Raw genomic sequence first — 10,901 nt, forward strand, 5'->3', positions numbered from 1 at the left:
TCGCAGCCGAAACAAGCAGCCGTCTGCGACGGAATCTAGCCCTGCGGTTTGATGATGTCAAACTGAATCATCTGGCGCCCAGAGCCTGGCGCCGCGTGGCCTTGGCGCCATTTCGTATGTCAGCTCCGCTGTGTAGCTATCCACGCCTTCCTACCGCTGTAAGCGGTCTCGCCCCATTGCTGATCCATTCTGCGAGCTGATCGAACGCTTCTGGCGTGGAGGGGCCGGAGATGCTCCACGGTTGCTGAGAGGGCAGGGAAGGGGGTGGCTTAGGTAGATCCAGTCGCTGTTCTTGGTGTTGCCGCGCGCTGTAATCCACTCGAGCGATCAGGTTCCTCGGTACCTTATCGGCACGTTCTTCGAGGACATGACGCATCTGGTGTGGATCCGTCTCGATGTATTCCATCGTGGTAGCGATGCTCGAGTGGTTCAGCAGGGCCTTGGCTACGTGAATGTTGCGATCCGCTTGTCGCATTAGGTCGGACGCCAGGGTGTGCCTGAACCGATGGGGAGTCATTCGAGTGCCTACTATCGCCGTCAACTTTCTATACATTGCCTCAATCTGATTTATATCCATAGTTTCTCGTCTGTAGTGCGAGGAGAACCTATTGACGTTGAATAGCTGGTCCGTGGCTTTGAAATGCAGAGAGTCTGCCCACGCTACAATGCGGTCTATATGCTCATAAAGAGGTCCAGGAATGGGTAGGAGAAATTCTTTGTGAGTCTTGTCTCCTTCGCTTCGAACATTAATAGTTCTACGTCTTAGGCAGATGTCTCGTCTCTGTATACTTAATAAAGAATTCAGACGAATTCCGGTGTAGTGAAAGGTTTCGTAGACAGATAGCCAGAACCAAGCAGGGGTTATGCTGCTACGTTCGCCTGATACCCGTTCGATCTCTTGTAGCCTGATAAGCTGGTTGCGGCCCTGAGTAATGGCCTCGTGAGGTACAGTTTTTTTCCGCTTTCTGGGTGGAACTACAGAGGTGTCAGTGAAGGGGTTTTTACGGAGCGTCAATAGGTCTTGAGAAATGGCGTATCCGAAAAGCGTTTTGAGATGACTCGCGTACGTGTTCCAGCTGCGCTTGGCTAAGCCTGAATCCAAGGCCTCCTTGCGCCAGATCAGAACATCTCGATGATGTAGCTTTTCGAGTTCGACGTCATCGCCAAATCTCCGGGTTAATGCTCGAGCAGCTGCTAGGTATATAGTTCTAGTCGCTGGCCTGAGGTCGTGAGTGTCGTTGTATTCGCTAGCGATATCGATGATATTCAACTTTCGCTAGCTCCCATATCCTGCAAACGAAGGCTAATATTATCGAATGGCGGATGCGTGAAGATTGCACCAGGGTCCATCAAAAGATAGCCTTTGAGCAGTTTGGATTTCCGCGGGCCGATGACCTCGCATGTCCATATATTTAGATTGTCCGGTGTCTTGCGGTTAGTTTTGAGTTTTTCAAATCCGCGTTGAACTAGCTGCCAGGTCTCAATCCCTCTCGCCTTGGCTTCCCTTTGTAGGTGAGGATGCTCCAAGGCATAGCGCTTGAATAATCCGGGGCTGACGAGAAACGCAGTGCCATCCACTGTGTGAATCAGTGCTTTGGCATCGTTGATCACCAGCGTGTGTGAAAGCACGCCCTGCCGCGCCCAGGCTATGAAAGCTTGGCCGAGATCAGTTGTGTCCTTGGCCGAAATTGCCTCTTCAGCTGAGTGCTCGGCGATGCAATCAGTGAAGCTGTCTCGGGTGACGTCAGGGGGCAGCTGAGAAGTTGGAATTTCGGAAGATGGAGCCGCTTCACCAAAGAGCTCATCTGCTAGTGCAAGGGTCTCGTCCATGGGGTCCAAACCGGTCTGGAATGCGGGCGGCGGCAGTGTTTCGGATGAGGGCATCTTTTGTGAAGATGTGACATGCATCACGCTTTGTGGTATTGGGCATGATGGCTCAGTGATATCGCTCGTGGGTGGATGCCGCTGCTGATCTAGCTCGGTGTCTTCCGGCTGATGAAGTGTGAAAATGCCGGTAAATGGAGCTGGTCGATCTGCAGGATCTGGCCAAATCAACGCGGGGGAAATCTTGAGCAAGGTGAAGGTGTTCTTCCAGCCGTGGCCTGTGTCGATCGTTGCCTTCCAGATAGCCTTGTCCTGGGCGTTGACCTGGATGATGGCCTGGTCCTGGATCAGGTTGAAGAAAGGTGCATTCGAGGTTGGGATACCTTCCACTCCTTGGGAAAGCATCAATGCCCGCAGCTGGTCTGAGGCAGGCTTGCTTACGAGCCATAACGCGTCCTGGGTCAGCCACCCGTCCGACGGCCCTTCTGGCTGGTTCAGCTTGAACTTCTCAATGACCAAGGTGCGCAGCCCATCTGCCAGTTGACGCTGGATCGTATTCTTGGGGGCCTCCATTGCACGTTGCGGGTTGGCGCCGAGCTCCTGGGCGACACTTGCCTGGTCGGCCTGGACGATCATTTCGCCCAGTACGCCGGCATGCTGGTATTGACCCGCCAAGACGAAGATTAGCGATGACCATAGCTCGCGGTAGCCACTGAGCCAGTCCAGCACGTGGGGCGGCAGCACCTGAAGATAGACGAGTGCTGAAGCAGCGCCATGAAGCTGATAGTCGCGACCTTTGACGTATCTGAAGCGGTAGGGCTTCTGAATGCGACCATGCCAGGGGTGCCATGGCCTGCCGTCTTCGAGAACGACCTCGATGTCGACGGCGATCTTGCCCAAGTCGTGGAGGAGGGCGCCGTAGGCTACCGCTGCTGACCACGCTTCGGCCTGGGCCGCTTGTGACTCAGGCGGTGCGCCGATGGGGAGGAGGTAGTTCTGCCGGATCTTCAGTGCGTAGGCGACGATCTCCAGCCCGTGGTCGAGCAGGCCCCCGGGATAGGCATGGTGGTGGTTTTCCGAAGCGGGAAGCTGCTGGACCAGGTCAGCGTAGCGCCCGAGAGGATCCCGATAGAGCGAGGCGAATTGCTCGCGCGACAGCGATGTTCGCTGCCAGATGTTCTCGATGAGTTTCTGCCGACGGGGGAGCGCCAGGAGATCCCTACCTGGGGACGGCTGCGTGAAACCCTGTTTGCCTGAGCCCGGAGGAGGGGATGGTGGGGCTTTCTTCCTGAAGATGAGATCGAACATGGCATGCCCTTCGTAGGTCTTGGGCCTGCGTTGTCGATCAGCAGCGGTGAGCGAACAATGGTAAACCGCTATCACTGCTCAGGAGGTTGGGGCGGCGGATGGCTACTATGGCCGGGAGCCTGGGGACCCTTTGCTCTTCGCAGCCATGAAATGACCCCCGAAAGTTGGACGCTGCCTTGAAGGCGTACCATGCCCAAGTACTCTCTAGCGTTCAAATTGAAGATCGTCGCTCAGTACCAAAAGGGCGATTGCAGCTACGGCCACCTCGCTAGGGTGCATGACGTCAGCGTGGTGCAGGTAAAAGGATGGATTGGCGCCTATGCCAATCACGGAAAAGCGGCTCTACAAAAGCGTTATCGTTATCACAGCATCGATTTCAAGATCGAGGTGGTGCGACAGATCGTCGAAGGCCTATCAATCCGACGGGCTAGTGAGCGATTTAGTCTCAATCGCTCCCAAATGCAGCGCTGGGTCGATGCGTGGCAGAGGTATGGTATCGAGGGGTTGGCCAGCAAACGCAGAGGTGACTCCTTGCCCCTTCTTCCCGTTCCAGATCCATCCGCTTTCAAGCCCCACATCGCAAACCCAGTCCGAGAGCTGGAAAAGCAGGTTGCCTATCTGCAGGTCAAAAACGCCTTTCTGCGCAAAGCCATGAGCTTGGGTCTCAAGGACAGTGACCTGGACAATCAGCAGAAAGCACTTATCGTGCAGGAGTTGCGGTCACGATATCCACTTGATGCGCTTCTTCAGGGAGCATGTCTTCCTCGAAGCAGCTTCTACTACCACCTCAAGGTCACTCGCCAACCAGACAAACAAGGTGCCCGCAAAGAGAGCATCCGGACGATGTTCGCGCATCATCGGGGTCGCTATGGCTATCGCCGCATCACGCAGGCGCTACGCAATCAGGGGCAGCAGATCAATCACAAGGCAGTACAGCGGCTGATGGGCGAAATGTCGTTAAAGTGCACGCTGCGACGCCGTCGCTATCGTCCATTCACAGGGCCGGAGTCCTGCGTGGCGCCTAACCTGCTGGAACGCCGCTTTACCGCACCGCAGCCCAATCAGCGGTGGGCGACTGACATAACGGAGTTTCGTGTCAATCAAAACCGGCTATACCTGTCACCGATTCTTGACCTCTTCAATAAGGAAATTGTGGCTTTCGAGATAAGTGAGCGCCCATCGTTCGAGATGGTCTTACGTATGTTGAAAGACGGATTGAAGACCCTTCGGCCTCATGAGAAACCGCTCATCCATTCCGATCAAGGCTGGCACTATCAATACCCTGCCTACCAACAGCTGATCCGTCAGCATGGACTGACTCAGAGTATGTCAAGGCGAGCCAATTGCCTCGACAATGCGGCAATGGAAAGCTTTTTTGCAGTACTAAAATCTGAGCTTTTCCACTGCAACAGGTTCTCAAGCGTAGAGGAGCTGGCAGTAGCAATTCGGGCCTATATCGACTACTACAATAAGGAGCGAATCAAATTGGCACTGGGTGGGCGCAGTCCAGCTGAATATCGTCTGGCAATAGCGAAAGCTGTGAATACCTGTGACGAATAGGACGTTTGCCTCATAGCTACCGCAGAGTCGATCGGTTTCTAGACCCTCGGCGTTTGAGGAGTGCAGGCATGCTCCGGGTCTCAATAAGCAGTGGCAGGCATGTCGGCTTCAAGAACGAGCCATCTTCAAAGTCATCTGCTGCGCTGCTATGATCCGCTAAGGAGATGGCATTCCTCCTCAAACCGCCTCGTGCTGATGATGCCTACGTAACCCCTTGGCAGGGTGCGTAGGTGCGCCCTGTCTTTTTCGAGGACAGCGCTATGCACCGACCATATCCCTCCCCGGCCCCTAGTCTTCCATTCCCCTTGGGAGACGTTCCATGCTGAAGCCGCTCATAGCCATCGCACTCGGTGCGACCTTGGGTGCCTGGCTCCGTTGGATACTGGGCTTGAAGCTAAATGCCTGGTTCCCGTCGCTCCCGCCTGGGACGGTCGTTGCGAATCTTGTAGGTGGCTACATCATCGGAATGGCCGTAGCCATCTTCGCTGCTTGGCCCGGGATTGCGCCTGAATGGCGGCTGTTTCTGATCACCGGATTTTGCGGCGGCTTAACCACCTTCTCGACGTTTTCTGCTGAGACACTGATGCTAATCCAGCAAGGAAGGCTGCTCATGGCGCTGACTGCAATCAGCGTTCATGTCGTGGGGTCCCTGTGCATGACAGCCCTGGGTATCTTGACCATCAACCTGCTGCACCCACGCTAAAGGCAATAGCATGAACGACTATCTCGTTACGTTCTATACCGAACAAAATCGTCGCCATGAACATCAGCAGATTGGAGATTGGCTTCTGGATCTTGCTAAAGAGCTTCACCTAAGTGGCGCAACGTTGTCAGTGGCGGCTGAAGGCTTTGGCCAAGATGGAAAACGCCACTCCGCTCATTTTTTTGAGCTTGCCGATCAGCCCATCCAGGTAACGATGGCGCTGACTCAAATTCAACACGACATGCTGTTTCAACGCCTCGAATCGGAAGACTTGGCACTGTTCTACATCAAGACGCCTGCCGAGATTGGCACGGTAGGACGCCACCGCCCTTCCCAAGAGACAGAGTCATCCTCGTCCTGAGCTGACGCACCTTTGAATCGGTTAAGGCGGCCGCGGTAACCAACGGCATCAAGGGATGGCTTTCACTGAGCCCCATTTGCGGACTCATCAGCTCACTCGTCGTAGAGAGTGGGCTGATGGTCCTAGCTTGGTAGCGTTGCTCAGCGAGGCGCCACCTAATCGACCTCATTTGCGTGGTTGCAGATGAGCAATGCAAGGCGAGACGAACAGCGTCCCGCGGTAGGCACCGGCTAGGGTGCGTCCCGCGACCACCGCCCACAGAGCAGTCAAGGCGACGACCAAAAAGGCACCGAAGACGGTAAGGAAACCTGACCCAAGCGTGCTTCCCAAACGTAGCGTCGTGACGGCATAGACGCCCAGTGGAAAAGTAAAACCCCACCATCCCAGGTTGAAAGGGATGCCGTGGCGCGCGTACTTCAGCGTGATCAGTATGGCAAGGCTCATCCACCACAAGCCGAGTCCCCATAGTAGGATCCCGCCAATTACGCCTAGCCCCTGCGCGACGGCGCCAATTCCGGCCATACCGTGAGCAGCGAAGATGACCGGCGCGTCGCTGCCCATCACGAGCAGACCCAACGCACCTGTACCAATGGGGCCAAGCGATAACCAGCTCGATGCAGCCATGTTCTCGTGAGGCAGCTTGTGCAGTGCCATCCGCAATAGCAGGATCACGAGGACACTTAGGGCGACAGGTACCGAATAGGCCCAAAGCACATAGCTGGTCACCAGCACGGTGAATTGGTGCCCGCCATCGGCTAGGTGCGGTGCCAACAGCCCGCCACTGGCAGCGGCCACTTCGGCGGCTACCACAGGTAGCAACCATACCGCCGTCATTTGATCGATGCTGTGCTGCTGACGAGTAAACATCAGGTACGGAATCGCTACTCCGCAAACCAGTGCCATGGCCGCATCGACCCACCAAAGTCCGGTGGCAATCGTGACAGCCACCTCACCCCATCGTGGCAGCCCAAAGATCAGCATCCCGTTGATGATTGTTGCCAACCCCATCGGAATGGTGCCGAAGAACATCGATACGGTGGAGTGGGCAAAAATTTGCTTGGCTTCGTTGTAGAACAAGATCCAGCGAGCGGCATACAAGCCGCTGAATAGAACGAAAAGCAAAATGTTGAACAGCCACAGTCCTTCGGCGATCAGACGCAAGCCGGGTACCGACGCGGGAAAACTCGCTAAGGCGATTGCCAAAATACCGGTGCCCATCGTTGCCGCAAACCAGTTGGGGGTGAACTGGCGAACGACTTCGAGCGGCTGCTTGAGCTGGCTGAGCGGCTTGCCGCCGGTGCGCAGGGCTATAGCATCCTTTAATGTCATGAGGTGAGCTCCGCTGAAGAATGCAAACAGTCTAGCCCGGCTCGATTATCTGAAAAATTGAATATGATATAAAAAGTAATCTACTAAATAGATAAGCAGTCCCCGCTGTCCGCAGGGACTGCTCCACGATCAAGGCTTCGCGACGTGCCAGACTTGATTGACACCTTCACCGGTCGTTTCACCGGGCTTGCTGTCCTTTACCCAGGTATAGAGTGGCTGCCCCTTATAGGCCCATTGCTGGCTACCATCCTCACGCTGTACTACGGTATAGCCGTCACCGCTCTTGGCCCCTGCCGGTGCCATCAGCGGCGGCCAGTTCTTGGCGCACGGGCCGTTGCAGGCGGACTTACCCTCGCTGTCCTTGGTGAAGGTGTAAAGCGTCATACCCTTTTCATCCACAAGCACCTTACCCAAGGTGGTGTCGCCAACCTTGGCGGGCGTGGCCGCCACGGCCAGCCCTGTCATGGAGAAAATGGCAGTGGCAATCAACACTTGTCTGAGCATGCTGGACCTCGATGGTTATTGGTTATTGGTTATTAGTATTTCGATTGGAGCACTTGCACTTGCACGGGAGCACCTGGCGCATCGGCTGCACCAGGTGCGATGACGAGGTAGCGCTGTTCATCCGCCTGGGATTGCTGAACCAGTTGGCGTATCGGTCCTACCGCATTCACGATAGCTGCGCCGGCGGGATTGGTTTGAAAAGCGGCGAGAGACTCAAGAGCGCCGCTACCGTCTGCATGACGAGCCAACGCTAGTACATAGGGCTGCTTGGCCACCAGGCCCGTAACCGAGGCCTGCAGGACCTGAGTCAAGCCCTGGTCGAAAAGTGTCACCTGAGTGGTATGACGTTCGTGTTGACCCGGCGGAGCCAGGGCGATCTGAATACTCTTGGCGGCGCTCCCTAACGGCTTAAGATTTGCCAGCCCAGCGCCCTGGGTAGCGGCGCGGGGAACGTAGACCAAAGCCTGGGGCGCCTGCCCCACGGGTACAGTGGTTTCAACGCTATTGGTCAGCGTATTGATGACGGCCACACTGTCAGCATTCTCTAGTCCCACGTACAACCGCGTGCCATCTCCTGACGGCCAGAGACCGTGGGGCAAAGCGCCAACAGGAATGCTGGCGACTTGGCTGAAATCATCGGTTCGGAAGACCTTGACTCGATTTTCTCCGCCTACCGTTACATAGGCGAAGCTTCCGCGGGCATTGCGAACCAAGTTGACGTGATTAGTGATCGCGCCAGTATCAAGCGTCTTAATCAAGCTGAACGGCGGTTTGGCTGCGAACACCTGGGTCTTACCGACATCTTTTAGGGTGAGCCAGACCTGTTGGCCATCTGCAGACGCAGCGATGTTGGGGCAGAAGGGACTCGCCTGAGCGACGCGGCCAACAATTCGATGCTCGGCAACCGAAACCACTACGGTTTCCGGAGTGAACGAGGAGCAGACGTAGCCATAGCGGCCATCAGGGGAGAAGATCTGCATGCCAGGGCCTGGCGGTACGCCAATTCGCGTCTTCTCTTTGAAAGTCACCGGGTCGATCACGGCGATATAGTCCTCGCCCCGTACCGTGACCCAGAGCTCTTTGCCGTCAGGGGTGAAAAAGGCTTCATGAGGCGCGCGACCCAGATAGGTTTTACCCTTCACCTGGTTGTTGGCGGTGTCGATGAAGGACACGGAGTTCGAGCCTATCGCTACGACGGCCAAGGTTCGCCCATCTGGCGAAAATCCCAAGCCATGCACCAGTAGCTCGCCCTTGTACAAAGGACTCAAGTTCTTGGGTTGGCTGTCGCCTAGGGTGATGACGCCGAGCAATTTTTCCGTGCTGGGATCAATCACCGATACCGTGTTGGAGAACTGCTCCGCCGTATACACACGGTCTTGGGAACTAATCGTGATGTCCGGTTGTGCAGCAGCACGCGGAACTTGACCGGCTGAAGCGGTGCAGGAGATTACTAACAACACAGCGGCGAGCGGGGTGAGCGACAATCGAGGCATGAGGATTACCGAGTTGGAGAGGCGGGCAATTCAGAAAGCGCCTGCTGCATGACGGCGATTTCCTGTTGTTGGGTGACAATGATCTCTTGGGCCAGACGGCGTAGGCGTTCGTTATGGCCATACCGCAATTGGATCCGTGCCATTTCGATCGCACCCTGGTGATGTGCCGTCATCTGGGTCACAAAGTCGCGGTCTACGTTGCCACTGCTGGGCTTGTGCATCGCGGCCATCATCTGATCCATGGCCTGACGGTTGTCGGCCTGCGCCGTGGCGGCGCTGCTATCAGGTTCGGCCCAGGCAATGGGAAGCACGAGCACCAGAAGGGTGACTGCCAACAACGGGTGTTTGACTGAAAACACGTGGCGCTCCAGCAGACTGGTGAGTTTCCAATGCAGACGTTTGTACGGTCTGGGTTATTCCATACCTACAAAAATAAAAATTGTGGGGAATAAAAGGTCAGCTCAAGCGTCTGTCAGCGATACCAGGGGAATGTCCATGCTTGATGACGCCATGCTTTCTCAGCTACTACCGTCTCTGCGTCGCTTCGCAAGATCGCTTACTCGTCACGAAGCCAGCGCCGATGACTTGGTCCAGAGTTGTCTAGAACGGGCGCTTACGCATGGGAACACGCGCTGTCCCGCCGGTGATGTGCGAGCCTGGCTGTTCACCATCCTGTACCGCCAATTCGTTGATGGCCGACGTCGTGAGCGCCGCTATGGTCGTCTGTTGGAGTGGCTGGGATTCCAAGAGGTCCCGGTTGAGCCTTCGGCTGAGACGATCTATCTGGATCAAGAAGCGTTGACGAATCTTGAGAGACTCAATGACGAACAGCGTGCCCTGCTGCTGTTGGTCGCGGTGGAAGGCATGAGCTATCGCGATGTATCACAGGCGCTTGGCATTCCACTGGGAACCGTCATGTCTCGTTTGGCGCGGGCACGCGCGGCCTTGAGACAGATCCACGAAAGTCCTTTGGCTACCGCCGCTTTGCGAGTATTGAAATGATGTATCGACCTCCTACTCCTGAAGAGTTGATGGCTTATGCCGACAATCAGTTGGATGCGCTGCGGCACGAGGAGGTGATGCGCTATCTTGCAACCCATCCGGAAGATGCCGCACGGGTAGCTGATATCCGCGAGCAGAATCGTCGGCTACGGCTGATTTTTTCTCCCGTGCTTGAGCCTTTACCGACACACCTTATGCCAGCAGTCGTGCGACACCGGATAGTCGCCAGACGTAAAAGACGTATGACTTATCTCGCTTCGCTAGTGCTGACGTTAGGCCTGGGTAGCGGCTTAGGGTGGCAGGCACGGGAATCGATGCTGCGGCGGGCGCACGTTCCAATGGCGGATGCCGTGGAGGCTTATCGACTATTTGCGAGCGCCGAGGGGCGGCCGCCAGTCGATGTAACCGGCCAGGACGGTGCGATTCAGCATTGGCTTGAAAGGACATTTGTGCAGGCGCCCGCCCTCCCTAACCTGGAGCGCTTCGGCTTGATCCCAGTGGGTGGTCGTCTCATGGCCACGGACACCGGCGCCGCCGCGATGGTGCTCTACCGGGATACGAAAGGGCGCCAAGTGATCTTCTATGTGCGGCATCCCAACAGCCAGCGCGACGTTGGCCACGGATCTCGTAGGGAAAGCGATGTTACGGCTGACTATTGGTCAGGACAGGGCTACAACTTTGCGTTGGTGAGTCCTAGCGAAGCATCGTTTGATACCTTGCGTGAGGCGATCTCGCAGAGGCCACCTCTCTAGTTCCCGTTCAGACCAGTGCTCGTTGCTTGAAACCAACCCTGTCCAACATTTGGGGGTCATTTCAC

11 protein-coding genes and 1 riboswitch are annotated in these 10,901 nt (G+C 56.1%); of the genes, 5 read left to right on the plus strand and 6 right to left on the minus strand.

The annotated features are described in order from the left end of the window. Positions 1-136: 136 nt before the first annotated feature. Complete coding sequence (locus PVZ72_RS24160) at positions 137-1,270, minus strand: site-specific integrase (RefSeq protein ID WP_145248310.1); 1,134 nt, start codon at positions 1,268-1,270, stop codon at positions 137-139. Beyond that, positions 1,267-3,132, minus strand: coding sequence for a MobH family relaxase (gene mobH, locus PVZ72_RS06620; RefSeq protein WP_145248308.1), 1,866 nt, complete (start codon positions 3,130-3,132; stop codon positions 1,267-1,269). Before mobH ends, PVZ72_RS24160 begins: the two co-directional genes overlap by 4 nt. 189 nt (positions 3,133-3,321) lie before the next feature. Between mobH and PVZ72_RS06625 the strand changes: the two genes are divergently transcribed. From PVZ72_RS06625 to PVZ72_RS06635, 3 genes are all read left to right on the plus strand, one after another. After that, on the plus strand, positions 3,322-4,692 hold the full coding sequence (locus tag PVZ72_RS06625) for an IS3 family transposase (protein WP_081049679.1): 1,371 nt from the start codon (positions 3,322-3,324) through the stop codon (positions 4,690-4,692). A 151-nt stretch (positions 4,693-4,843) separates the two neighbouring features. Further along, a riboswitch (Fluoride riboswitch) is annotated at positions 4,844-4,904 on the plus strand. 107 nt (positions 4,905-5,011) lie between these two features. Then, positions 5,012-5,395, plus strand: a complete 384-nt coding sequence (gene crcB / locus PVZ72_RS06630) for a fluoride efflux transporter CrcB (RefSeq protein ID WP_027597932.1) — start codon at positions 5,012-5,014, stop codon at positions 5,393-5,395. A gap of 10 nt (positions 5,396-5,405) precedes the next feature. After that, positions 5,406-5,756, plus strand: a complete 351-nt coding sequence (locus tag PVZ72_RS06635) for a DUF190 domain-containing protein (RefSeq protein WP_027597933.1) — start codon at positions 5,406-5,408, stop codon at positions 5,754-5,756. Positions 5,757-5,921: 165 nt separating this feature from the next. Here PVZ72_RS06635 and PVZ72_RS06640 read toward each other — a convergent pair whose 3' ends face one another. From PVZ72_RS06640 to PVZ72_RS06655, 4 genes are all read right to left on the minus strand, one after another. Next, positions 5,922-7,085 carry a TDT family transporter gene (locus PVZ72_RS06640; protein ID WP_027597934.1) on the minus strand — a complete coding sequence of 388 codons (1,164 nt, stop codon included), beginning with the start codon at positions 7,083-7,085 and terminating at the stop codon, positions 5,922-5,924. A gap of 129 nt (positions 7,086-7,214) precedes the next feature. Further along, on the minus strand, positions 7,215-7,589 hold the full coding sequence (locus tag PVZ72_RS06645; protein WP_027597935.1) for a COG4315 family predicted lipoprotein: 375 nt from the start codon (positions 7,587-7,589) through the stop codon (positions 7,215-7,217). A gap of 32 nt (positions 7,590-7,621) precedes the next feature. Then, entirely contained in the window at positions 7,622-9,082 is a 1,461-nt protein-coding gene (locus PVZ72_RS06650; protein WP_037007585.1) for a YncE family protein, read from the minus strand. A gap of 5 nt (positions 9,083-9,087) precedes the next feature. Beyond that, positions 9,088-9,441 carry a DUF305 domain-containing protein gene (locus PVZ72_RS06655; RefSeq protein WP_051398701.1) on the minus strand — a complete coding sequence of 118 codons (354 nt, stop codon included), beginning with the start codon at positions 9,439-9,441 and terminating at the stop codon, positions 9,088-9,090. A 130-nt stretch (positions 9,442-9,571) separates the two neighbouring features. On the opposite strand from PVZ72_RS06655, the gene PVZ72_RS06660 reads away from it, so the two are divergent. Then, the gene (locus PVZ72_RS06660) at positions 9,572-10,084 is read left to right on the plus strand and encodes an RNA polymerase sigma factor (protein ID WP_027597937.1); all 513 of its coding nucleotides are present in this window, start codon (positions 9,572-9,574) and stop codon (positions 10,082-10,084) included. Positions 10,085-10,113: 29 nt separating this feature from the next. Next, positions 10,114-10,836, plus strand: a complete 723-nt coding sequence (locus PVZ72_RS06665; RefSeq protein WP_108576350.1) for an anti-sigma factor family protein — start codon at positions 10,114-10,116, stop codon at positions 10,834-10,836. Positions 10,837-10,901 lie beyond the last annotated feature (65 nt).

The sequence above is a fragment of the Pseudomonas sp. LA5 genome, from assembly GCF_028640825.1.
In the GTDB taxonomy this organism is placed as follows: Bacteria; Pseudomonadota; Gammaproteobacteria; order Pseudomonadales; family Pseudomonadaceae; genus Chryseomonas; species Chryseomonas aestiva.

Bases quoted from the DNA above. Each gene is read 5' to 3' on its own strand.
- PVZ72_RS06665 (WP_108576350.1), top strand. From the start codon at position 10,114: ATGGCTTATGCCGACAATCAGTTGGATGCGCTGCGGCACGAGGAGGTG.
- PVZ72_RS06660 (WP_027597937.1), top strand. From the start codon at position 9,572: ATGTCCATGCTTGATGACGCCATGCTTTCTCAGCTACTACCGTCTCTG.
- crcB (WP_027597932.1), top strand. From the start codon at position 5,012: ATGCTGAAGCCGCTCATAGCCATCGCACTCGGTGCGACCTTGGGTGCC.
- PVZ72_RS06645 (WP_027597935.1), bottom strand. From the start codon at position 7,589: ATGCTCAGACAAGTGTTGATTGCCACTGCCATTTTCTCCATGACAGGG.
- PVZ72_RS06650 (WP_037007585.1), bottom strand. From the start codon at position 9,082: ATGCCTCGATTGTCGCTCACCCCGCTCGCCGCTGTGTTGTTAGTAATC.
- PVZ72_RS06625 (WP_081049679.1), top strand. From the start codon at position 3,322: ATGCCCAAGTACTCTCTAGCGTTCAAATTGAAGATCGTCGCTCAGTAC.
- PVZ72_RS06640 (WP_027597934.1), bottom strand. From the start codon at position 7,085: ATGACATTAAAGGATGCTATAGCCCTGCGCACCGGCGGCAAGCCGCTC.
- PVZ72_RS06635 (WP_027597933.1), top strand. From the start codon at position 5,406: ATGAACGACTATCTCGTTACGTTCTATACCGAACAAAATCGTCGCCAT.
- mobH (WP_145248308.1), bottom strand. From the start codon at position 3,132: ATGTTCGATCTCATCTTCAGGAAGAAAGCCCCACCATCCCCTCCTCCG.